This window comes from Pusillimonas minor, from assembly GCF_014237865.1.
Classification (GTDB): Bacteria; Pseudomonadota; Gammaproteobacteria; order Burkholderiales; family Burkholderiaceae_B; genus Neopusillimonas; species Neopusillimonas minor.
In genome coordinates, this window is sequence record NZ_JACJUU010000001.1 from 22,898 (window position 1) to 44,999 (window position 22,102).

The following is a 22,102-nucleotide window of genomic DNA, read 5'->3' on the forward strand; positions in this document are numbered from 1 at the left end:
AGCGCCAACATCCCCAATGGGGGCTGCATGCGCAGGCCCCTAAAGCTCTAGTTGCATGCCCATCTCAACCACCTGGTTAGGCGGGATTTTATAAAAGCGGGTACTGCGCGCGGCGTTGCGCGCCATGAATGCAAACAGCAGCTGGCGCCAGCGCGCATACAAGGCTTGCTTGCGCACAACAATGACGGTTTGACGCGACAAAAAGTATGACGTCAGCATGGGCTCGAGCTGGATTTCCGGATGCTCGCCGGCCAATTGCGCCAGTAGCTGGGGCATATTAGGCTCTTGCTTGAAGCCCCAACGGGCAATCACCTCGTAAGCACTGCGGCTAAGCTTGTTCAAGGTATAACGTTCGGTGTAAGGCACATAAGGCACATCGGCTGCGGCAACGGTAACAAACAGCACTTGTTCGTGCAGCACTTTATTGTGTTTAAGGTTATGCAAGAGCGCCGGGGGCACGGTGTTCACAATCATGCTCATGAACACAGCAGTACCCGGCACACGCGTGGGCGGATACGCTTCCAACCCTTCCATAAACGCTTTCAGGGGCTGCTGGTCGCCGGCCAAGGTGCGATGAATCTGGTCGCGTCCGGTTTTCCAGGTCAGCATCAAGGTCAGCAACGCCAGCGCAACGCCCAACGGCAGCCAACCACCGTCCAGAATCTTTTGGGTGTTAGACGTAAGCAGTAAAATATCGAGCAACAAGAACAACGTCAACAATGCAAGCCATAACACACGCCGACCACCGCTGGTTTTGCCCGGCAACACCGCGAAGGCCAGCAACGAAGTCATCAGCATGGTGGCAGTGACCGCAAAACCGTATGCGCTGGCCAGGTTGGCCGACGAACCAAACCCGATGACCAGCACCAGTACCGCCACGAACAAGGCCTGATTAACACGCGGCAGATAAATCTGCCCTTCTTCACGGGCCGAGGTGTGCAAGATTTCCATGCGAGGCCAGAAACCCAGCTGAATCGCCTGGCGCGTGACAGAAAAAGCACCCGAAATCACTGCCTGCGAAGCAATGACGGTCGCCGCCGTTGCCAACACCACTAACGGAATCAGCGCCCAGGATGGCGCCATCAGGAAGAACGGATTACGAATGGCTTCGGGCTGGTCAATAAGCAAGGCGCCTTGCCCGAAGTAGCACAGCAAAAGTCCGGGTAACACCACCATAAACCAGGCGCGCCGTATAGCAGGCCGCCCATAGTGGCCCATGTCTGCGTACAGGGTTTCGGATCCCGTCAGGGCTAGAACAACAGCCCCCAGCAGCAAATAGGTAGCCAAAGGCGCTTCACCGATCAAGTTCCAGGCATAGATCGGGTTGATAGCCAGTAATATTTCGGGAGTTTGTGCAATACGCCAGGCGCCCATCGTGCCCAATACCGCAAACCAGAACAGCATGATGGGCCCGAAAAACTTGCCGATGGCCCCAGTGCCGCGACGCTGCACCATGAACAGGCCCACAATAAGGCCGACAGAAATGGGCACAACCCAATCGTCGAGTGTGTGTGACACAACCCCCACGCCTTCGATAGCGGAAAGCACCGAAATGGCAGGCGTGACGATGCTATCGCCATAAAAAAGACAGGCGCCGAACAAACCCATGACCGTCAATACCCAGCGCTTTCGCCCGGTGGCGCCGCGCAAGGCCAGTTCCATCAGGGCCAGGGTGCCGCCCTCACCCCGGTTATCGGCTCGTAGTATCAGCGTGACATACTTGAGCGACACCACGAACATCAGCAGCCAGAACAGCAGCGACAGAACACCCAGGACTTCAGTAGCGCCAAAATGGTCAAAGCGCGATACCGATTCGCGGATGGTGTACAACGGGCTGGTGCCAATATCACCATAGACAACCCCAAGGGCGCCGATAAGCAACGCCGCGCCGGGTGTCTGCTTGCCTGGAGACAAACTTTCTTCTTGAACTGGCTGAGTCATAAATTAAAAACTAGTCGTGACGGCTTAAGTTGGCCCCTTTGCGCGGCCCAGGAAAGACGACCCCGATCCGCGTGCCCTCAAAGTCGGGGCGACTGCTCAGACTCAGCCAGGCGCCGTGCGCAGAAGCAATTTCTCGCACGATGGCCAACCCCAGGCCGGAGCCCTCGGTGGTGGCACTATCAGACCGATAAAACGCCTCGAACACTCTGGCCTGATCGACGAGGGCGATCCCGGGGCCGTCGTCTTCGACAGAAAAAGACGGTGGGTTTGCCGTAACGTGCAAAGTAATCTGGGTTGCCCCTTTGCCATACCGTAAGGCATTATCGATCAGATTCCCCAGCAGCTCTTCAAGCAACAACGGGTCACCATCAATCCATACCGGACTATCCGGCGCGTGCAAGTGTAATTCAATTTTATGTTGCAGTGCAGCAGGAACCCATTCGCCCGCCGTTTCCCGCACCCACTCGGCCAGGTTAATGCGCTGAAAAGACTCGCGCACAGCCAGCGTCGAATCGGCTCGCGCGAGCACCAGCAATTGTTGACCCAACCGGATCATACGGTCTGTAACGGCTTTGATGCGTTCAGCGCGCTGGCGAACATCAGGCGGCAATTCGCCCGCCAGCATCAGCTCGCACTCAAGCTTCAGGCCGCTAAGGGGCGTGCGCAACTGATGCGCGGCAGAACCAATGAACCGCTTTTGCGCCTGCATTGACGCATTCAGGCGCAACAGCAAGTCATTGATGTGGTTGACGACCGGGACAATTTCGGTAGCTACCCCATCAACCCGCAGGGGCTGCAAATCGTCTATCGAACGCTCCCGAATTTCTTCGGACAACGCGTTGAATGAGCGCAGCCCGCTTCGGACACCCGACACCAGCACCCAGGCAATCAGTGCAACCAGCAGCACCTGGCCGGCCAGCATCATCCAGAAAATGTCGCGCAAGACCCATACCGCCAGATTGATGCGGCTGGTAATCACCCAGGTTACGGTAAGGTCGACGGCGACCAGCGCCATAATAGGCGGGAGCAGCCTGAGAGTAAGGTGCCGCGCCAGCGAACCGCGCGGCAAAATACGACGAAAGAGAAGCTGTTCAGGCCGCTTCAACGTCGAGCAGATAGCCGAAGCCGCGTACCGTCTGGATACTGACGCCTGTACCCTCGAAGCGCTTACGCAGACGGTAAATATAGACTTCGACAGCATTTTCGCTGAAATCGGCATCCCAGGCCGACAGCGAATTGACGATCTGGCGCTTGGTAACAACACGGCCGGCACGCGCCATCAGCATTTCGAGTACGGAAAGCTCGCGTACCGACAGGTTGATGCGATCGCCACGGATACGCACTTCACGCCCCACCGTATCGAACGTCATTGGCCCAACCTCGAGCTGAGGCTGTGCCTGCCCGGTACGACGCCGCGCAAAAGCCCTGACGCGTGCGGCCAGTTCAGCCAGCTCGAAAGGTTTGGTGACGTAATCGTCGGCACCCGCGTCCAGCCCGGCAACCCGGTCTTCAACGCCGTCTCGGGCCGTCAAGATAAGCACCGATACCTGGTTGCCGCGCGCCCTTAACTGACGCAAAACGTCGAGCCCGCTGATATCGGGCAAATTCAGGTCAAGCAGCAGCAAGTCGTAGTCTTGCTTGTCGAGGGTTTCGAGTACCGTACCGCCGGCCGAAAGCCAGTCAACGGCGTATCCCTGCCCTGCCAGAAACTCGTGCAGGGCATGACCTAATGTGGTGTCGTCTTCAATTACCAGAACTCGCATGCGCAGATTCTAGCCCTTTTTCGGAGGGACGGGTAACGAAACCGACCTTTTGAAGACCCGCTTGCTTGGCGCCCGCCATCACTTTGGCCAACACCTCGTAGCGGGTATCGAGGTCGGCACGAATGTGCAGGTTGGGCTGCGGATCTTTACGTGCCTGCTCGGCCATCAGTTCGGGCAGGGCCTCGAGGCCAACCGGCGACTCGTTCCAGAACACCTGCCCGGTGCCGTCAATCGCAAGGTCGATTGCGTCGGGACGCTGCTCTACCGGCTGAGATGACGCCTGCGGCACATTGATTTTGATCGAATGACTGAGCAGCGGCGCCGTCACGATAAAAATCACCAGCAATACCAGCATCACGTCGATCAACGGCACCATATTGATTTCGGACAGCGTTTGCCCGCCGCCCTTGTTGTCGAAACTCCCAAACGCCATGATCAGGCTCCTTGGTGACCAGAGTTAGAACTGACGAACGCCATGCTTAAATGCCCTTGCCCTTGACCTGCTGCCCGGTCGACAGGAACGTAAACAGATCATGTGCGAAAGCGTCGAGTTGTGCCAGATACACCCGATTAGTGCGCACAAATGCGTTATAAGCCAGCACAGCGGGGATCGCCACCGCCAGGCCCAGGCCGGTCATGACCAGCGCCTCGCCCACCGGGCCCGCGATACGATTCACCGACACGCCATCAGACAAGCCAATGCCAATCAAAGCGTGGTACACGCCCCACACCGTACCAAACAGACCAACAAACGGTGCTGTTGAGCCAATTGAGGCCAGCACCGTCAGACCATTTTCCAGCCTGGCTGTTTCTTCATCGATGACTTTGCGTATGGTGCGCGTGACAAACGCGCTAGTCGAACCCTTTTCTTCGAGTCTAACCGCGCCGTATTTGACGTGGTGATTACGTGCATGAATGGCATGGCTGGCCAAATGCGAAAACGGTTCGGCTGCACCATGCGTGGCGATCTCGTTTTCGACTTGCTCCAGCGAACTGGCGGCCCAGAATTGTTGCAAAAACCGGCTGGACAACCGACGAATGCGCCAATTAGACAGCGACTTCACAAAAATAAGATACCAGCTGACCAGGGACATCAACACCAGAATGGCAAACAACGTCTTACCGACCACATCGGTTTGCGCGACAAAATGCAGCACGCCTGGGGGCTCGGCAGCTGCGGGCGCGGCGGCCGCACCACTTTGCAAAAGTTGTGCAGACCCCTCAATAATAGCGGTCCCCTCTTGCACTAACTGCCCCACCCCGGTCACGGTCGCAGCATCTTGCGTCACCTGCGCAAGCAATATCCATGCGGTTTGCAGTAAATCAGACATACTCGTTCCTATAAGACAAAATCAAAGGGGATATCGGCCAGCGCCGGCAAGGCAACGCCGTTTTCTTTGTAAGGTTTAAAGCGTGCCGACTTGGCGGCCTGCAAGGCAGCATCGTCAAGCCGGCTATGACCGGAGGATTTCCGCACACTTACCTGATCGACACTGCCGGATGGCGAAATCAGTACCCGCACAATGACGCGCCCCGTTTCACCCCGCCGCACAGAAAGGCGCGGGTAGTCAGGGACAGGCCTGCGCCCGGCGTAATCGACCTGGCTGACAAAGCGGGGACGATCTGGATCGACAGGTGCGACAGGCGCTTTGGGGGCTGCGGCATCGGGCGCTTTGCCTGTGGCAGGCGCAGGCGTTGCGGGCTCTGCCGCCGGCTTAGGCTTAGGCTTGGGCCGTGGCTTAGGTTGCGGCTTGGGCTCGGGTTTAGGCTTGGGCTTTGGTTTAGGTTCGGGCACGACCATTTCAGGCTCAGGAACCGGCTCGGGCTCCGGTTCTGGAATAGGCTCTGGCTCCGGTTCTGGAATAGGCTCCGGTTCTGGTTCTGGTTCCGGAATAGGCTCGGGCTCTGGCTCTACAACGGGCTCTAGTACCGGTTCGGTCATAGCGACGTCTGTGGGTGCAGGCTCGACAAACTCTTCGGCAATTTCAACAAACTGAATCGCTGCCGTATCAGGCAGCTCGATGTCGGGCTCGTGATCGGATGACAGCCATATGGCCGCAGCAACAGCCAAATGCACCCCCACCATACCGCCAATGGCAGCAACTTTCAGAAAGGCAGAGTGATATTCAGGACCAGCGGAACGCAGCGGCATTGGCGACAACAACGGTAAACGAAATGGGAACAACCTAAAAAGTACAACAGGTTAAATCGACGAAAACAGGACGATTCGCACACAAGCCAATAACAATAACAAAAATGCGAATTATTCGCAATAAAAATATCGCCAAATTCCTGTGGTCATCAACTATTTCAATTCATCTTTGACGTGGCGACATCTTGCGCTGAAGACCAAGGCAAACCCATGCGCGCGTCTCTTAACGCGCCAAACACGAAACCTGCACCGCCCTATTGAACCAACCCGGTCAACCGCTTGACGTCGTCTTCAACACACGCACTAAGCCCTTCAGTTGCGTTTGCAGATGCTCGACCTCTTCATCGCTGAAACCACCCAACATCTCGGCCTCGATACGCGCTACATCATGGTCGCACTGCCGCATTAAGGCTAACCCAGCGTCGGTCAGGCCTATAGGTATCACCCGCCCCTGCACGGCTTCGGCCTGGCGCGCGATCCAGCCTTTATTAACCATGACATTGACCATTTCGTTAGCCGACTGCGGCGAGACCAGCGACCGCTCGGCCAACTGCGCATTGGACAAATGGCCATGAGTGCGAAACACGGAAAGCGCCGTATATTGAGCAGCTGTTATGCCATGGTCTGCCAGACGCTCGCGAATTTTACGGCTTAGCATCCGATCGAGACGACCGATTAAATAAGCAATGCCGGTGGGCCGCTCTGCAGCCCCCAATTTATTTGTACTCATTATTGTTCTTCTGCTGGTTAATGAGAGTTGCCGGTTGGATTAACAAAATGTAGTATAAGACCTATGTCAGGTAATCTGATATACCGCCAACTGGTTTACGCACTAAAAATCAGTTGGCAAGACATCATAAAGCACAGGGACAACCCTGCTCATCCTCGAGGAGACACAACATGAAACGTATGCTTAAAGGCACCCTGCTGGCTACCGCACTGGGTATGGCATTGGCCACTGGCCCCGCACTGGCCGACATTAAAATTGGCGTCGTATTGTCGCTCACAGGCCCAGCCTCTGGCCTGGGCATCCCCGTAAATACGGGCTTTGCGCTCTGGCCCGACAACATTGCCGGCGAAAAAATCACCTTTATCACCCTGGACGACGGCAGCGACCCGGCCAGGGCCCAAAAAAATGCCGAAAAACTCATCACCGAAGATAAAGTCGACCTGATCATCGGCTCCAGCACAACCACACCAGCTATTGCCATGGGCGAAGTCGCTGCAGCCGGCAAAACGGTTCAGCTGGCAGCTGCCCCTGCCGAATTCCCCGAAGGCAAAGGCAGCTGGACATTCCGCCTGCCCCAATCAACCTCCGTCATGGCGGGTGGCGTCATCGAGCACATGAAAGCCAATGGCGTTAAATCATTTGCGTTCATTGGCTACAACGACGCTTATGGCGACCTGTGGCTGCGCGACTTAAGCCGCCTGGCCGAACAAGCCGGCATCAAAATCACCACAGCCGAGCGCTACGCCCGCGCCGACACCAGCGTTACCGCGCAAGCACTTAAAGCTATTGGCACTAAACCCGACGCCATTCTTATTGTGGCCTCGGGTAGCGGTGCAGCCATGCCCCACACCACTGTGGTCGACCGCGGCTTTAAAGGCAAGGTCTACCAAACCCACAGCGCGGCCTCGCGCGACCTGATTCGCCTGGGCGGTAAAGCCGTCGAAGGCTCTTTCGTAGTGTCGGGCTTGGCGGTACTGCCCGAAGGCTTGCCCGCAGACCACCCGTCCAAAAAATTGGCCACTGACTTTGTCAACGCCTACGAGGCCAAAAACGGCCCCGGCACACGCAACCAGTTTGCAGCGCACGCCTACGACGCTTACCTTGTCCTGGATAAAGTCGTACCCGTTGCAATGAAAACGGCCAAACCAGGCACGCCAGAGTTCCGTACGGCACTAAAAGACGCCCTTGAAAACTACGGCAGCATCCCGGTTACTCAAGGTGTACTTACTTACACCAAAGACGACCACTTTGGCTTTGACGACAAAGCCCAAATGATGCTGACCATCAAAGACGGCGCCTATGCCGCAGCCAAGTAAGGCACGCTGGCTTTGCAAGGCCGGAATCAAACCTGGCAACTTGCCGGGCGGTAGTTAAAACCGCCCGGCTTTAAAAGGCGTGCTTCGCGCCGCCTAACCACCCCATAAGCGTAATAGCTTATGGGGTTTTTCATGGCCTCACGCGTTTCTTTTCACGTTCGTTGAAGTTGTGCACCAACGCCGTAATATAGGCCGTAAAGATCGGAAACGTCGTCATGCCCACGACCGCCAACACGGCAGTGCAAATCTTGCCTATCGTTGTGACCGGAATAATATTTGAGCCCACCGTGGTCACGGTCATAGACGCCCACCACAAGGCGTCAGGATACGACTTGACCAAGGGGTTAACCCTGACCTCGAACACATAAAATATAAGCGTCTGGAAGTAGCTGATGGCGAAGAACAAGGCCAAGTACACAATGAACAGGCCAGAAATGCGGTTGCTGACCACCATTTTCACCAACACCGCCAGCGCAATCCCGCCCCGCACTATCGGCAAGAAGTGAATCACATACAGGGTTTCGCTCGAAAAATCGAACGCAAAGTAATCCACCAGCCAGGCATAAGGCACCGACAACAAGATAAGTATGAAATTTCTGGAGAAAAACCGCCACCGATCGCGTGCCGTGACCAGCAATAATAAAAAATCAAGCAGGAAGTAAAGACACACCCCCAACTGAATACGGGTGTAAATAGTCTCCCCCGAGAAGGTGGCATTGGTCAGCGCCTCGAACGAAATACTGGTAATCAAGACCAGCGAGGCCGCTACGCCCAGTAAATTCAACACCTTGGTCATGACGGTTTTCCAGCGAGGTTCTGTGACGTTCATGGCAAGATAAATTTCAAGCGCAAAACAAGCCAAACCGAAAAACAGCCCATGGCTTTGTTGCAAATTAAACGGGCATAAAAAAACCACTTGGTAACCCAAGTGGTTTTATTTTTTACAACGAAGCATTGGTGGGTGCTACAGGGGTCGAACCTGTGACCTACGCCTTGTAAGGGCGCCGCTCTACCAACTGAGCTAAGCACCCCTTTGTGCCTGCCAACCTGCTCAAACTTTACTGCCTGAACCTGCTGGCCTTGGGGCCACTTCACTTCGTGTAACGCGAAAAGAATTATAGCCAACTATTTTTTGTTTTGCAAATGACTTTGCTGGCTATTTTCAACAATTAGTTGACGGCGTCTTTAAGCGCTTTACCAGGACGGAACTTAGGCACACGTGCTTTCTTGATTTTGATGGCTTCGCCAGTGCGGGGGTTGCGACCTGTGCGCGCAGCGCGCTCGGAAACAGCAAAAGTACCGAAACCAACCAATGTAACGGTGCCCTTCTTTTTGAGCGTGGTTTTTACCGCACCAATAAAGGCCTCGAGGGCGCGGCCGGCGTCGGCTTTGGACAGGTCGGCTTTGGTGGAAATGTGCTCGATAAGCTCTGTTTTGTTCATTAAGGAGTACCCCTGAAAATTATTATCGCCGGGCGGCAAAATGCCCTGCCCGACACCCCGTTGAAGAAGACAGCACCTGGGCGCTGTTTACCGCATCTGCGTACTGCCAGACACCAAAGCACAAGGCTTTGGCAAGGCCAAACTGCATTAGGCCTTTGAAAAATAGGCATGTCAAGAAGAGAATACCCGAAAACCCGCACGGACATTGACTTTCAGGACAGTATTTATGCACCGTAATATAAAACCAGCCTTCGCCAAATACAAGACCTGAAACGGCCCATACGCATAAAAATTTTCGCAGTTACTTGCCGGCCAATGCCTGTTCGAAATCCTGAATCAGGTCGGCAGTGTCTTCAATACCCACCGAAATACGCAACAGGTTGTCTGCGATGCCCATCAAGGCGCGCCGCTCCGGCCCCATCTCGTAGTAAATGGTGTGCGCCACGGGCAAAACCAGCGTACGGGTATCGCCCAAGTGGGTCGCCAGGACCAGCACACGCAACCTGTTCAAAAACTCGAACACATCCAGATCATCTGACAATTCGACGGCAAGCAAGGCCCCAAAGTGCTTGCCACCGAATAGGTCAGCGGCCCGATTATGCTGGGCATGCGAGGCCAGCCCAGGGTATTGCACGCGATTGACAAGCGCATGTCCTTCTAAATAGGACGCCAGCGCCATGGCATTGGCACTGGCTTTTTCCATACGCAACGCCAGGGTCTCGGCGCCCACCGCGATACGGTGCGCCGCATCGGACGACAATGTCGCCCCCATGTCGCGCAAACCCTTTTTCTTGATTTGCGTCAGGCCCCACGATGTGGGGTTGCCCTTGCGATAGGGCTCGGCGATGTTGGGGTAGGCAGACCAGTCATACAAACCCGTGTCGGTGACGGCACCGCCTAGTGCGTTGCCGTGCCCGCCCGTGTACTTGGACAAAGAGTTGACCACCAGCGACGCGCCGACATCAATACCACGGCACAACCAGGGCGTTGACAAGGTGCTGTCGAGCACATAAACCAGGCCTTGTTCACGACACCACTGGCCAATACCCTTAAGGTCGGCAATTTGCGTGCCCGGATTGGCAATAGACTCAGTGAACACCATACGGGTCTCGGGCCGACGCGCCGCCTTGACCTGTTCAATGTCGGTTGCGTCAACCAGCGTGACCGCCACGCCAAGGTCGGACAGCGTCCCCAGCAAGCTGTTGGTATTGCCAAAAATATACTGACTGGAGATCAGGTGATCGCCTTGTTTAAGCAACGTAAAAAACGTGGCCGCCAGCGCGGCCATACCCGTGGCAAAAGAGACGCTGTTGACGCCCCCTTCCATTTGCGTCACTTTGGATTCAAGCGCCGCAGTGGTGGGGGTGCCTTGTCGGGCATAGGTAAAGCCGGGTTTGCCCTGAAACACAGCCGCCAACTCGCGTGAATCGGCATAGGCGTATTCGGACGACGGGTGTAGCGGCTTGTGCACCCCGCCGTGCTCGACGCCACCGCGTCGGTCGGAGTGCAATATGGTGGTGGTGAATCCGTTGCTAGACATGAAAAACACTAAAAAATAAAAAATTATGCGGTGCGCTGGCGTACGGTTTCGTAAAGGCAGACCGCGCTGGCCACACTGACGTTAAGGCTTTCTACCGAACCGGCCATCGGTATGGTGACCAGTTCGTCGCAGGTTTCACGCGTCAGACGGCGCATACCCTCGCCTTCGGCGCCCATGACCCAGGCCATGGGCCGACGCGCATCGACAGCATATAAATTGCTGCTGGCCTGATCATCGGTACCCACAACCCAGATATCACGGTCTTTTAATTGCCGAAGCGTACGAGCAAGATTAGTCACCATCAAGTACGGCACCGTTTCTGCACCGCCACAAGCCACCCGCTGTACCGTTGCATTGAGCCCGACCGCGCGATCTTTGGGTGCAATGACGGCATGAACGCCTGCCGCATCGGCTGTGCGCAGACACGCCCCCAGGTTATGCGGGTCGGTCACCCCATCGAGCACCAGAAACAACGGCGTTTCTCCGCGGTCTTCAAGAATGTCGAGTACTTCGTCGACATCGACGGCCAACGGGTTGTCTTCGGCTAGCGCCACAACACCCTGATGCCGCGTGCCTTTGGCCAGGCCATCAAGACGCTCGGCAGGCACAGACACCAGCTTGATTTTTGCAGCTTGCACCTGATCGATAAATGACTGCATGCGCTTGTCGCGCCGAGACGCCTCGATGTAGATTTCTTTGATGGTGGCGGGCGCGTGGCGCAACCGCGCCACGACTGCGTGAAAACCCGCCAAAACCTGATGGGACGCCATAGTATTCCTTGAGTTAGCGACTCAGAACATGTCAGCGCCGGCGACCGGTTTTTTTGGCCGGGGCAGCCGCTTTACGCGCATTTCGTTTAGCGGCGTCGCGGCGCTGGCGAGACGTTGTACCGCGCAACTCGACAGGCTTTGCCGGTGCTGCCTTTTTGGCACGCCGGGTTTCGGTACGTGGTTCGGCCGCTTTCTGCAGCTCTTTGAACGTCGTGCCTTTAACCAGACGAAACTCAATGCGTCGCGCTTCGAGATCGACCCGCGCCACCTGCACCTGCACCGCGTCGGTCAAACGATACCGGATTCCGGTGCGCTCTCCCCGCAACTCGTGCATGGCCTCGTTGTACTGGAAGTAGTCGGACCCTAACTCGGAGACATGCACCAAACCCTCGACAAACAAGGTGTCGAGCGTAATGAACACCCCAAAAGTCGCCACACCAGTAATACGACCGCTGAAAACTTCGCCAACATGTTCTTTGACAAACCAGCATTTTAGCCATGCTTCGACATCGCGAGAGGCTTCATCGGCCCGACGTTCGCGCGCTGACAACAAAACACCGAGTTTTTCCCAGATACCGTATTCGCGATCTTTTTGCGGCAACGAAACCACTGCGGCCACATCGTCAAGGTCGGGAACATAACGCTTGCCCTGCATGATCGATTTGATGACCCGGTGCGTCAGCAGGTCGGGGTAACGGCGAATAGGCGAGGTAAAGTGTGCGTAGTGCTCGTAAGCCAGGCCAAAGTGCCCGGATTCTTCTGGGCTGTAGATGGCCTGCTGCATTGAGCGCAAACACATGGTCTGAATGACTTCGTAGTCGGGGCGCCCCCGCGCGGCAACCAGTAACCGCGCGTAATCATTGGTTGAAGGGTCGCTGCCCCCGTCAAGCGTCAGGCCGATGTTGCGTAAATAATCGCGCAAGGCCTGGAGCTTTTCGGGCGTCGGGCCTTCGTGTACACGGTACAAGCCAATACGCTTGTTGCGCTTGATGAAATCGGCCGCGCAGGTATTGGCCGCCAGCATGCATTCTTCAATCAATTTGTGCGCATCGTTGCGCTCGTAGGCCACAATTTTTTCGATGCGGCCCAGCGGGTTGCAAATGATCTTGGTCTCGACAGTGTCAAAATCGATAGCGCCCCGCTTGACGCGAGAATCGGACAGCAAATGATAAAGATCGTACAAATGGCGCACATGAGGGTAAATGTCGCCTAACGCCTGCGCCGCCGGCCCCGAGGGCTGCTGCAACGACTCCCAGATATTGGTGTAGGTGGTTCGGGCGTGCGAGTGAATAACGGCATCGTAAAACTGATACGCCGATACCGTACCCGCTTTGGCCCCGCTGGCCACAATGACCATATCGCAAACCAGCACCAGGCGATCTACATGCGGGTTAAGCGAACAAATGCCATTAGAGAGCGACTCGGGCAGCATGGGTATTACGCGCCGCGGGAAATAAACGCTGGTCCCCCGTTCGAGCGCGTCGTCGTCGAGCGCATCGCCCGGGCGCACATAATGACTGACATCGGCAATAGCCACCAACAAACGCCAGCCCGGCTTGCGACGCTTTTCAGTGCCCAGGTTGACGGGTTCGCAATACACCGCATCGTCAAAATCGCGGGCGTCTTCGCCATCAATAGTAATAAAGGGTACATCGCGTAAATCGACGCGACCTTTAAGTTCGTTGCGCTGCACGGTCGCGGGCAAATTGCTCGCCTGCTTCAAGGTAGCTTCAGAAAATTCGTGTGGCACATCGAACTTGCGCACGGCAATTTCAATTTCCATGCCCGGGTCGTCGATTTCGCCAAGCACCTCGACAATGCGCCCCAAAGGCTGGCTGTGTCGCGTAGGTTGCTGCATGATTTCTACTGTAACCACCTGACCCGATTCGGCACCATCGGTTTCGCCTGGCGGGATAAGCACGTCGTGTTTGATGCGCTGGTCTTCGGGTACAACAATATGCGCCCCCCGCTCGTACAAAAAGCGGCCCACCAAACGGTTGGTGCGGCGTTCGACAACCTCGACAATGCTGGCCTGCGGACGGCCGCGAAATTCGCCATCGGTTTTGGCCAAAACGCGGTCGCCATGCAACACTTTAAGCATTTCGCGCGGCGACAGGAACAAGTCTGGGCCGCCGTCGTCGCGTAACAAAAAGCCAAAGCCATCGCGGTGCCCCTGCACTCGCCCGGCAATAAAATCCATTTCGTTGTTTACCAGCAACTTCCCGCGGGCGTTGTACAGTACCTGACCATCGCGCTCCATGGCGCGAATACGCCTGTCGAAACCGGTAGACACTGGGACCTGCACCCCCATCCCTCGCGCCAGGTCTTCCAGACCAACGGGTCTTGCAACCCCGCGTAAATATTTAAGAATTTCTTCACGACTAGGTACTTCGGGATCAAAATCCGGCGGCAGCTCTGGCGCATCGCCCACCCCGCTCGGGGTGACGACGGTATCCGGACTTTCGATTTTTTTTCGTTTACTCAAAGGAAAATTTCCCTTTTTAAAATTTTTGAGATATAATTTTGGTCTTAGTTGATGACAACTAACCACTTGGTACCGCAAAGCGCTGCACACCGTAAGGTTAACAGCTCCTGACTTGCAGTAACGAACCCAAGTACGTTAGCATACAACTGTTAAGCCCAGATGGCGGAATTGGTAGACGCGCATGGTTCAGGTCCATGTGCCGCAAGGTGTGGAGGTTCGAGTCCTCTTCTGGGCACCACCGCTTTACAGAATACCCAGCTAAGCATTTTTGTTTAGCTGGGTTTTTTGTTTTTGGGCGGCGGGCTCTGGCTGGCTCTTCGGCTCCTCCTCATTAACGGGGGCACACACCCATCAGCTCCGGTTAATCGCACCGTTCAGCCTTACCCCAAAATCACGCTTTTTCACCAGGCCTTCCCCACTGGACCATGGCCAAGACTCGCGCGTGAAGCGCCGAAATTCCGTGCTAAGATCAAAACAACCATGTTAGACCGCTATCGGCGGGGCAACACCCAAAATCCGTGCGCTTTGGGCATTCGACAAAAATACCCGCACTGATGCAGCTACGCAAGCCGCTTGTCGCCATTTGCATGCCACCAAAATGCAGACAAAAGCCCGGCCGACCGCAACGGCACTTTAGTCAGCCCCCGGGTCATCTCATTCCTACAAAGGCCATCCCATGCAGATAGCGCCCTTACCCGAACGCATCCGGTTGTCCGAACTCATGGGGGCGTTTAGCCACGCACTCGATATCACCGAAGGTCAACCGCCCGGCCACTGCGTTCGCTGCTGCTGGATAGGCATGCACCTTGGCCAAGCGATTGGACTCGACGACGCCTCACTGTGGGAGCTGTACTACACACTGCTCCTGAAAGATCTCGGTTGCAGCAGCAATGCTGCCAGGATTTGCGAGCTCTACCTCACAGACGATCTTCAGTTCAAACGCAACTACAAGACAGTCGGCGACAGCCTACCCAGAGCCCTTTCGTTCGTACTAACACATACTGGCCTGAAAGCTGGGCTGGCCGATCGCTTCCGTCGCATTTTCTCCGTGGTGCGCGATGCCGACGCCCTGGCACAAGAACTGATTGCCACCCGCTGTCACAGAGGTGCAGAAATCGCCTTGATGTTGCGTTTTCCGCAGGGCGTGGCCGACGGCATTCTCAGCCTCGACGAGCATTTCAATGGAAAGGGCCGACCTGAGGGCTTGGCCGGGCCCACCATCCCGCTATATTCCCGCATTGCCCTGCTGGCGCAAGTTATCGATGTATTCCACACCCAGGGCGGACCACAGGCCGCGCTAGACGAGGCTCGGCTACGCTCGGGCCGCTGGTTCGACCCGGAGCTGGTCAAAGCCTTTGAAACCATCGCGACCAAACCTGACTTTTGGGAAGGGCTGGCAGCCGACGATCTGGCCGCCCGCGTGCATGCCATCGAACCGCAGGTCCGCCAAGTGGTGCTCGATGATGATTATCTGGATGATATTGCAGCAGCGTTTGGCCAAGTAGTTGATGCCAAAAGCCCCTACACAAGCGGTCACAGCACACGGGTAGCCCAATACACTGATGCCATCGCCGGCAGGCTGGGTATAGACGCCCCCACCCGACGCTGGCTGCACCGCGGGGCTCTGCTGCACGACGTGGGCAAGCTAGGGGTTAGCAACAGCGTACTCGACAAGGCGGGTAGCCTGGATGCCGCCGAGTGGGACGCGGTAAGGCGACATGCCGAATACACAGAGTCGATCTTGGGGCGTTTTAGCGGATTTGCAGAACTGGCCCGTATTGCCGGAGCCCACCACGAGCGCCTTGACGGTGCGGGGTACCCGCGCGGCATAACGGCCGATGCCATAGCGCTGGAAACCCGCATTATCACCACCGCCGATATTTTCGACGCCATAACGGCCGAGCGCCCGTACCGTGGCGCAATACCGCTCGACCAAGCCCTTGAAATGATGCGAAAAACTGTGGGAACTGCACTTGACCCGGTATGCTTTGATGCCTTGTGTGCAAGCGCCGGCAAACACGGCAACTTGGCGGCATAAACAGGCAGACATGCCTAAGCATATGAACGGTGCACGCAAACCGTAAGACATTGTCCGTCACCTACACTACTTTTTTGTAATAACCTTCGCCCCCGAACTAAACCCGCAGATCCGTCAGTTCACGTTCACCTTGCCCACCATGCCAGCCTCCATATGGCCCGGAATCAGGCAGGCAAAATCCACCGTGCCTGCCTGGTCGAATGTCCAGACCAGGCCGCCACGTTGGCCACCTTTAAGGGTGATCATGTTGGGCTCTACATGCTGCATCCCGGGCATTTTCTTCATTTCCTCGGCATGGGCTTTCAGATCAGCCAGTGAACCAATCACCATTTCATGAGGAACTTTTCCTGAGTTTTTGATGAAGAATCGAATGGTTTCGCCCGCCTTGACATCAATTTGCGCAGGGGTGAACCGCATCGCGTCATCCATCACCACCTCGATGGTGCGACTGACCTTGGCCGGGTCACCCGGTTTGCCCACACTGGACATACCGGACATGGTGTGACCACCCATGCTGTGACTGCCCATGGAATGCCCTGCCGCACCGTGACCACCCGAATGTTCGCCGGCCGCAAAAGCCAATGCAGGCGCACACGCCAGAACCAGAATCGATACAAGTTTTTTCATGCTGCCTATCCCTAAAAATAAATAAACCTAGAACCAGAAACTCAACCCCGCCACGAAACGGGTTTCCTGTCGTGCCGAACCGGCATCGCGTGCGATGTCAGCCGTTTTACCGAACTTGCTTGACCACTCCACACCAATGTAGGGCACAAGCTGACGGTTCACTTCGTACTTCAAACGCAGGCCTACCTTGCCATCCGACAACCCCCGCCCAATGTCACGCTCGGGGTCGTCTTTCCCATAGAAATTCACTTCCAGGGCCGGCTGCAAATACAGTTTTTGCGTCAGCAGCAAGTCATATTCGGCGCTGAACCGCAAGGCGGTGCGGCCACCAGACCCGACATAGGCCGTGGCATCAAGTTCGAACCAGTAAGGGGCCAGCCCTTGTAAACCGGCCGCCAGCCACTGACGCGAGGGCTCCCCGCGACCGTAATCGAAGCGCGCACCCAGTTGGGTATCCCAGAACGGACTGACGGCATGCCCCCAGAGCACTTCGGTGCGTGATTCGTGCATCTTGCCGTCCGCGAACTCCCCTTCGCCCTTAAGGACGAGGCGGTTAAATGTGCTGCCGAACCAGGCCTGACCTTCATAGGCGCCCCATTCTTCACCCTTGGCCCGAACGTACTCCAGCTTGTCCATGCGCAAACTGGCAAACAGGTGCTCGTCGGACATCTGCAAACGGTGGCGCGGGTTCAGCGCGAACTGGCCCTCATTACGCTTGAAGCCTCCGGAGTACAAATCCGGATCACGGGCATCGTCGGGCGCAGTCCCCCCCTGCATCTGCATATCACTGTGGTCCATTGGCGCTTGATTGGCGGGCGAAAACGTGACGGCCTGATTGCCAGCGGGCTGGACGCCATGGCCGGCATGCGCATCATGGGACTGTGCCAGGGCGCCGAAAGGCAAAAGCCCCGCAGTGAAGAAGACCAACGCTGTACGTTTGACTTGAGCGGCCATGGTTGCGATACCTTTCGAAATTTCAGTTGTTCTCATGCAATCACCACTTCACGGAACATGCCCATATCCATGTGGAACATCAAGTGGCAGTGCCATGCCCAGCGCCCCAGGGCGTCGGCCGTGACAAGAAAACTGATACGTTGCGCAGGCTGAACGGGAATCGTATGCAGTCGCGCCTGAAATTCGCCGTCGGAGGTTTCAAGTTCGCTCCATACGCCATGCAAGTGCATGGGGTGTGTCATCATGGTGTCGTTGTGCAGAATGACCCGAACACGCTCCCCATAACGAAAATGCACTGGCGTTGACTGACCGAACTCCACACCGTCAAAAGACCAGCTGTAGCGTTCCATGTGACCTGTCAGGTGCAGTTCAATCTCGCGCTCTGCGCCGCGCGGGTCCATTGGACCGCCCAAGGTGTGCAGATCGGCCAAGGTCAACACCCGGCGGCCATTGTTACGTAGACCGATGCCGGGATCATCCAGGTTAGTTCGCGGTGTGTCCACACGCATGTCTACACTGGGCCCGTACTCGGTGCGCGCATGCCGCACAGTTTTGCTTGGCCCCAAAGGGGCCGACAAACCGTGCCCCATGGCTGCGTGATCAATACCGTCATGACTCATGGCAGCTGCGCCTGCAGCGCCATGGTTCATCGCACCATGATCCATGCCGCCCATATCCCCCATCATGTCGGTCATGGTCAGCCACTCCACCGGGTCCAAAGGGGGAACGGGTGCGGTCAGCCCCTCGCGCACCGCCAGAGTGCCGCGGGCGTAGCCCGTTCGATCCATCGACTGGGCGAACACGGTGTAAGCATCGTCCTTGGGCTGCACCACAACGTCATAGGTTTGCCCGGGCCCAAAGCGGAACTCATCGACCGTCACCGGTTCGACATTCTGGCCATCGGCCTGCACTACAGTCATCTTCAAGCCCGGGATACGCACGTCGTAGAAGGTGTTGGCTGCCCCATTCACAAAGCGCAGGCGAACACGTTCGCCGGGCCGAAACAGCCCCGTCCAATTGCCGGCAGGCGTTGTCCCGTTCATCAGGTAGGTCAGCACATCGGCGGACAAGTCTGCAAGATCCGTCGGGCTCATGCGCATCTCGTTCCACATTTGCCGCTTATCCATGGCGGCTCGCATGCCATGCTCGGACACATCACGAAAAAAGTCGACGACGGTGGGCTTGTTGTAGTTGTAGTAATCGCCCTGTGCTTTCAGCTTGGACAACACCCGCATCGGGTGTTCGTCCGTCCAGTCGGAAAATTGAATGATGTGATCACGGTCCACACGGATAGGGTCGGCATCGCGCGGCTCAACGATAATGGCACCATACATGCCCTGCGCTTCCTGCATGCCCGAATGTGAGTGGTACCAATACGTACCGCTTTGCTCAAGCTTGAACTGGTATACAAAGGTTTCGCCAGGAGGAATACCCGGGAAGCTGATGCCCGGCACCCCGTCCATCTGATACGGCAGAATAATGCCGTGCCAATGAATGGATGTGTCTTCCTTCAGCGTGTTCTTTACCCTTATTGTTACCGTATCACCCTCGCGCCAACGCAAAGTGGGGGCAGGTACCGACCCGTTGATGGTAAACGCCATGCGCGGGTTGCCGGTAAAGTTCACCGGCGACTGCCCCACTTCCAGGTTGAACTCGGTACCCGTCAGCACGGGCGCGGTACCTGTGCGGGCTTGCGAAGAAACAATTCCGGCCGCATGGGCAAACGGTGACAACCCCAGCATAACGCCGCCTGCAGCCAACCCTTGCACGAAACGGCGACGGGGCATATAGGGGGAAAGACCTCTGCCTGAATGTCTCACGTGAAATGAATCCTTTAAAAATTGGCCTGAACCGTTACGCAAAAGGGAAAGATTCAGTACTTTTTTGACCGGACTACACTGTAGCGAGCGCGGGCTGTCACGGGGATGACGCCTGCATTACATTTTTGTCATTCACGGGCAATGGTTGCGTCATGTTGACCGCGTTACATTGGGCACTTGAATCAAATCGTTTGCTTAATCACTCATCACTCTCGATTGCCAGGACGCGCGCCTATGAAACTACTCATTGTTGAGGATGAGGTCAAAACCGGGGATTATCTTCGGCAAGGCCTTACCGAGGCGGGCTTTCAGGTGGACTGGGTACAAACAGGCCTCGACGGCCATCATCGGGCGCTTACCGAGCCTTACGACCTGATCATTCTGGACGTCATGCTTCCCGACGTGGACGGCTGGCGCATCGTACAGGCGCTACGCGACGCGCAGTCCGCCACACCCGTGTTGTTTCTTACCGCGCGCGACAGTGTAGAGGACCGCGTAAAAGGTCTGGAGCTCGGCGCCGACGACTACCTGGTCAAGCCGTTTGCTTTTTCCGAACTGCTGGCGCGGGTCCGCACATTACTAAGACGGGGCGCCATGGCTGTCATGAGCGAACAAATACAAGTAGCCAACCTGGTGCTGGACATTCCACGTCGCCGCGCCATGCGGGGTAACGTACGTATCACCCTGACCAACAAAGAGTTCGCTTTGCTTGAATTGCTCGTTCGCCGACAAGGCGAGGTGCTTCCACGGTCGCTTATTGCATCCCAGGTGTGGGACATGAATTTCGACAGTGACACGAACGTGATTGATGTGGCTGTTCGCCGGCTGCGCGCCAAGATCGACGAACCCTTCGAGCCGAAGTTAATCCACACAGTGCGCGGCATGGGCTACATGCTCGACGTTCCCGAAACCATTTGAACATGCGTGCACTACTCAGATCACCACCATCGCTGGCCCTGCGACTGACGCTGTCCATTGGGGCGGGAATTATCGCCTTGCTGTTGTGTTTTGGTTGGCTGGTCGGGCGCTCGATCAATGCCCACTTCGTGGCCCAAGACACCCATGAGCTGAATGCCGCCAAAACTTCAATTCAAGCCAAATTACGGCAACTTGACAACAAAACAGCCGGCAACGCATTAAAGGCGCATTTCAACGCCACGTTGTCGGGCCACCACAACGCAGAATTCCTGATAGCTGACGGCAATGGACGCCTGCTCTACAGCACCCTGGGCACAAATCTGGAAGCTGCGCTTGCACAACTGCGCCCCGTAGAGGTCATCAACGAAAAAACCGTCTCGTCTTGGCAGCATCAAGGTAAAACATTCCGCAGCGCGCTGGTACGCCTGGCCGTTGGCACTAGCCAGGGGGATGAGCCATTTTCCGTCGTTTTGGCCACCAACATCGACTTTCATTTACATTTTCTGGACAGCTTTCACCGGTACCTATGGTGGCTGACGGCAGTGGCCTGCCTGATCGCCATTGGCGCCACCTGGCTGGCGGTGCACCAGGGCCATGCGCCCATACGACGCATCAGTCAGCAAATAAGCCAGGTTAACTCAGAGCAACTGCATCTTCGACTGGACGAAACTGGCGTTCCGGCAGAGCTTGCGCCCATGGCCACTGCCTTTAACGAAATGATCGACAGACTGGAGGACGGCTTCAGGCGGCTATCGAATTTTTCAGGAGACATCGCCCACGAACTGCGCACCCCCATTACGAACCTGACCACTCAAACGCAGGTTGCATTATCCCGGGCACGAACCGCCCAGGAATACCGCGAAATACTCTATTCCAACCTAGAAGAGTACGAGCGCATGACCAAGATGATTGGCGACATGCTTTTTTTGGCCAAGGCCGACAATGGCCTTATTGTCCCGGAGCATTCAGCGGTACCGCTGATGGCCGAGCTGAGCGAGCTGGCCGACTTTTTCGAGGCATGGTGTGAAGAACGCAAAGTAGCGATTGTCGTTTCCGGCGACGAAAAAGTAACAGCTACCGCAGACCGGGCAATGCTGCGCAGGGCACTATCCAATCTACTGTCGAACGCCATCCGGTACACCCCGGAAGGCGGTACCGTAAGGGCCAGCGTTCATGATGACAACGACGCCGTCAAAATCCGCGTCACAAACCCTGGGCCCATTATTCCCGCTGAACACCTGGCACACCTGTTCGAGCGCTTTTATCGACCGGATGCCTCACGGCATCGCAATGGCGAAGGCGCCGGGCTTGGATTAGCCATAGTGAAATCAATTGTTCTGGCACATGGCGGCCAAGTCACTGCATCGTCTGATAACGGAATCACGCGCTTTGAAGTGCGTCTGAAACATCACCGGCATCAAGCACTGCGTTCATCAGCAGCACCTTAATAATATTAGGCAGGACAGTTCGCTACCTACTTATCCACAACATCCGTGGATAAGTAGGTGCAAAACCCACTGTTGACCAGCGCTGTCTACAGAGGAGTACCGTTCTTTGACCCACAAGTGACCACACCGACAAACCTTTAAACGTAATTTTTATCGTG

Annotated in this window: 19 protein-coding genes and 2 tRNA genes; 5 read left to right on the top strand and 16 right to left on the bottom strand. The window is 56.2% G+C overall.

All coding sequences use genetic code 11. From position 1 onward, the window contains the following. Positions 1 to 39: 39 nt before the first annotated feature. The 7 genes from GTU67_RS00120 to GTU67_RS00150 all read right to left on the bottom strand — a co-directional run bounded on the left by GTU67_RS00120 (position 40) and on the right by GTU67_RS00150 (position 6,586). Entirely contained in the window at positions 40 to 1,941 is a 1,902-nt protein-coding gene (locus tag GTU67_RS00120; protein WP_185778182.1) for a potassium transporter Kup, read from the bottom strand. A gap of 10 nt (positions 1,942 to 1,951) precedes the next feature. Continuing rightward, entirely contained in the window at positions 1,952 to 2,956 is a 1,005-nt protein-coding gene (locus GTU67_RS00125) for a sensor histidine kinase (RefSeq protein WP_249417468.1), read from the bottom strand. Between the two features lie 76 nt (positions 2,957 to 3,032). Continuing rightward, on the bottom strand, positions 3,033 to 3,704 hold the full coding sequence (locus GTU67_RS00130; protein ID WP_185778184.1) for a response regulator transcription factor: 672 nt from the start codon (positions 3,702 to 3,704) through the stop codon (positions 3,033 to 3,035). Further along, positions 3,685 to 4,137: an ExbD/TolR family protein gene (locus GTU67_RS00135; protein WP_185778185.1), complete on the bottom strand. Its 453-nt coding sequence runs from the start codon at positions 4,135 to 4,137 to the stop codon at positions 3,685 to 3,687. The genes GTU67_RS00130 and GTU67_RS00135 overlap by 20 nt, the downstream gene beginning before the upstream one ends. Positions 4,138 to 4,183: 46 nt before the next feature. Next, entirely contained in the window at positions 4,184 to 5,035 is an 852-nt protein-coding gene (locus GTU67_RS00140) for a MotA/TolQ/ExbB proton channel family protein (protein WP_185778186.1), read from the bottom strand. Between the two features lie 8 nt (positions 5,036 to 5,043). Next, positions 5,044 to 5,856 carry an energy transducer TonB gene (locus GTU67_RS00145; protein WP_249417469.1) on the bottom strand — a complete coding sequence of 271 codons (813 nt, stop codon included), beginning with the start codon at positions 5,854 to 5,856 and terminating at the stop codon, positions 5,044 to 5,046. 271 nt (positions 5,857 to 6,127) lie between these two features. Beyond that, positions 6,128 to 6,586 (bottom strand): MarR family winged helix-turn-helix transcriptional regulator, encoded by a 459-nt coding sequence (locus GTU67_RS00150; RefSeq protein WP_185778187.1) that lies wholly within the window; start codon positions 6,584 to 6,586, stop codon positions 6,128 to 6,130. A gap of 170 nt (positions 6,587 to 6,756) precedes the next feature. Here GTU67_RS00150 and GTU67_RS00155 point away from each other — a divergent pair, with 170 nt between their 5' ends. Continuing rightward, positions 6,757 to 7,902 (top strand): ABC transporter substrate-binding protein, encoded by a 1,146-nt coding sequence (locus tag GTU67_RS00155; protein WP_185778188.1) that lies wholly within the window; start codon positions 6,757 to 6,759, stop codon positions 7,900 to 7,902. A 130-nt stretch (positions 7,903 to 8,032) separates the two neighbouring features. Here GTU67_RS00155 and GTU67_RS00160 read toward each other — a convergent pair whose 3' ends face one another. From GTU67_RS00160 to rnr, 6 genes are all read right to left on the bottom strand, one after another. Continuing rightward, positions 8,033 to 8,731, bottom strand: a complete 699-nt coding sequence (locus GTU67_RS00160) for a potassium channel family protein (RefSeq protein WP_249417470.1) — start codon at positions 8,729 to 8,731, stop codon at positions 8,033 to 8,035. Between the two features lie 126 nt (positions 8,732 to 8,857). Beyond that, positions 8,858 to 8,933, bottom strand: a tRNA-Val gene (locus GTU67_RS00165). A 138-nt stretch (positions 8,934 to 9,071) separates the two neighbouring features. Next, positions 9,072 to 9,344, bottom strand: coding sequence for an HU family DNA-binding protein (locus GTU67_RS00170; protein ID WP_093970339.1), 273 nt, complete (start codon positions 9,342 to 9,344; stop codon positions 9,072 to 9,074). A 301-nt stretch (positions 9,345 to 9,645) separates the two neighbouring features. After that, positions 9,646 to 10,884, bottom strand: coding sequence for a cystathionine gamma-synthase family protein (locus GTU67_RS00175; RefSeq protein WP_185778189.1), 1,239 nt, complete (start codon positions 10,882 to 10,884; stop codon positions 9,646 to 9,648). A 23-nt stretch (positions 10,885 to 10,907) separates the two neighbouring features. After that, a complete protein-coding gene (rlmB, locus tag GTU67_RS00180) occupies positions 10,908 to 11,654 on the bottom strand; it encodes a 23S rRNA (guanosine(2251)-2'-O)-methyltransferase RlmB (RefSeq protein ID WP_185778190.1) in 747 nt (248 codons plus the stop codon). A 31-nt stretch (positions 11,655 to 11,685) separates the two neighbouring features. Then, a complete protein-coding gene (gene rnr, locus GTU67_RS00185) occupies positions 11,686 to 14,139 on the bottom strand; it encodes a ribonuclease R (RefSeq protein WP_221893210.1) in 2,454 nt (817 codons plus the stop codon). A 153-nt stretch (positions 14,140 to 14,292) separates the two neighbouring features. On the opposite strand from rnr, the gene GTU67_RS00190 reads away from it, so the two are divergent. Together GTU67_RS00190 and GTU67_RS00195 are read left to right on the top strand one after the other, a co-directional pair. Continuing rightward, positions 14,293 to 14,377: transfer RNA gene (locus GTU67_RS00190), tRNA-Leu, on the top strand. Positions 14,378 to 14,815: 438 nt separating this feature from the next. Beyond that, positions 14,816 to 16,177 carry an HD-GYP domain-containing protein gene (locus GTU67_RS00195; protein WP_185778191.1) on the top strand — a complete coding sequence of 454 codons (1,362 nt, stop codon included), beginning with the start codon at positions 14,816 to 14,818 and terminating at the stop codon, positions 16,175 to 16,177. A gap of 114 nt (positions 16,178 to 16,291) precedes the next feature. Here GTU67_RS00195 and GTU67_RS00200 read toward each other — a convergent pair whose 3' ends face one another. The 3 genes from GTU67_RS00200 to GTU67_RS00210 are packed head-to-tail and all read right to left on the bottom strand — an operon-like array spanning position 16,292 to position 19,545. Further along, a complete protein-coding gene (locus GTU67_RS00200) occupies positions 16,292 to 16,804 on the bottom strand; it encodes a cupredoxin domain-containing protein (protein WP_185778192.1) in 513 nt (170 codons plus the stop codon). A gap of 27 nt (positions 16,805 to 16,831) precedes the next feature. Then, positions 16,832 to 17,794 carry a copper resistance protein B gene (locus tag GTU67_RS00205; RefSeq protein ID WP_185778193.1) on the bottom strand — a complete coding sequence of 321 codons (963 nt, stop codon included), beginning with the start codon at positions 17,792 to 17,794 and terminating at the stop codon, positions 16,832 to 16,834. Beyond that, positions 17,791 to 19,545 (bottom strand): copper resistance system multicopper oxidase, encoded by a 1,755-nt coding sequence (locus tag GTU67_RS00210; protein WP_185778194.1) that lies wholly within the window; start codon positions 19,543 to 19,545, stop codon positions 17,791 to 17,793. The genes GTU67_RS00205 and GTU67_RS00210 overlap by 4 nt, the downstream gene beginning before the upstream one ends. A gap of 267 nt (positions 19,546 to 19,812) precedes the next feature. Between GTU67_RS00210 and GTU67_RS00215 the strand changes: the two genes are divergently transcribed. Both GTU67_RS00215 and GTU67_RS00220 read left to right on the top strand, forming a co-directional pair. After that, positions 19,813 to 20,496, top strand: coding sequence for a heavy metal response regulator transcription factor (locus GTU67_RS00215; RefSeq protein ID WP_093971880.1), 684 nt, complete (start codon positions 19,813 to 19,815; stop codon positions 20,494 to 20,496). Between the two features lie 2 nt (positions 20,497 to 20,498). Further along, complete coding sequence (locus GTU67_RS00220) at positions 20,499 to 21,944, top strand: heavy metal sensor histidine kinase (RefSeq protein ID WP_185778195.1); 1,446 nt, start codon at positions 20,499 to 20,501, stop codon at positions 21,942 to 21,944. Positions 21,945 to 22,102 lie beyond the last annotated feature (158 nt).

What these genes read in the sequence shown, in the direction of transcription:
- rlmB (WP_185778190.1), bottom strand. Translation starts at nt 11,654, where the DNA reads ATGGCGTCCCATCAGGTTTTGGCGGGTTTTCACGCAGTCGTGGCGCGG.
- GTU67_RS00195 (WP_185778191.1), top strand. Translation starts at nt 14,816, where the DNA reads ATGCAGATAGCGCCCTTACCCGAACGCATCCGGTTGTCCGAACTCATG.
- GTU67_RS00135 (WP_185778185.1), bottom strand. Translation starts at nt 4,137, where the DNA reads ATGGCGTTTGGGAGTTTCGACAACAAGGGCGGCGGGCAAACGCTGTCC.
- GTU67_RS00210 (WP_185778194.1), bottom strand. Translation starts at nt 19,545, where the DNA reads ATGCCCCGTCGCCGTTTCGTGCAAGGGTTGGCTGCAGGCGGCGTTATG.
- GTU67_RS00175 (WP_185778189.1), bottom strand. Translation starts at nt 10,884, where the DNA reads ATGTCTAGCAACGGATTCACCACCACCATATTGCACTCCGACCGACGC.
- GTU67_RS00200 (WP_185778192.1), bottom strand. Translation starts at nt 16,804, where the DNA reads ATGAAAAAACTTGTATCGATTCTGGTTCTGGCGTGTGCGCCTGCATTG.
- GTU67_RS00120 (WP_185778182.1), bottom strand. Translation starts at nt 1,941, where the DNA reads ATGACTCAGCCAGTTCAAGAAGAAAGTTTGTCTCCAGGCAAGCAGACA.
- GTU67_RS00205 (WP_185778193.1), bottom strand. Translation starts at nt 17,794, where the DNA reads ATGAGAACAACTGAAATTTCGAAAGGTATCGCAACCATGGCCGCTCAA.
- GTU67_RS00215 (WP_093971880.1), top strand. Translation starts at nt 19,813, where the DNA reads ATGAAACTACTCATTGTTGAGGATGAGGTCAAAACCGGGGATTATCTT.
- GTU67_RS00145 (WP_249417469.1), bottom strand. Translation starts at nt 5,856, where the DNA reads ATGCCGCTGCGTTCCGCTGGTCCTGAATATCACTCTGCCTTTCTGAAA.
- GTU67_RS00170 (WP_093970339.1), bottom strand. Translation starts at nt 9,344, where the DNA reads ATGAACAAAACAGAGCTTATCGAGCACATTTCCACCAAAGCCGACCTG.
- GTU67_RS00130 (WP_185778184.1), bottom strand. Translation starts at nt 3,704, where the DNA reads ATGCGAGTTCTGGTAATTGAAGACGACACCACATTAGGTCATGCCCTG.
- GTU67_RS00140 (WP_185778186.1), bottom strand. Translation starts at nt 5,035, where the DNA reads ATGTCTGATTTACTGCAAACCGCATGGATATTGCTTGCGCAGGTGACG.
- GTU67_RS00150 (WP_185778187.1), bottom strand. Translation starts at nt 6,586, where the DNA reads ATGAGTACAAATAAATTGGGGGCTGCAGAGCGGCCCACCGGCATTGCT.
- GTU67_RS00125 (WP_249417468.1), bottom strand. Translation starts at nt 2,956, where the DNA reads ATGGCGCTGGTCGCCGTCGACCTTACCGTAACCTGGGTGATTACCAGC.
- GTU67_RS00220 (WP_185778195.1), top strand. Translation starts at nt 20,499, where the DNA reads ATGCGTGCACTACTCAGATCACCACCATCGCTGGCCCTGCGACTGACG.
- GTU67_RS00160 (WP_249417470.1), bottom strand. Translation starts at nt 8,731, where the DNA reads ATGAACGTCACAGAACCTCGCTGGAAAACCGTCATGACCAAGGTGTTG.
- GTU67_RS00155 (WP_185778188.1), top strand. Translation starts at nt 6,757, where the DNA reads ATGAAACGTATGCTTAAAGGCACCCTGCTGGCTACCGCACTGGGTATG.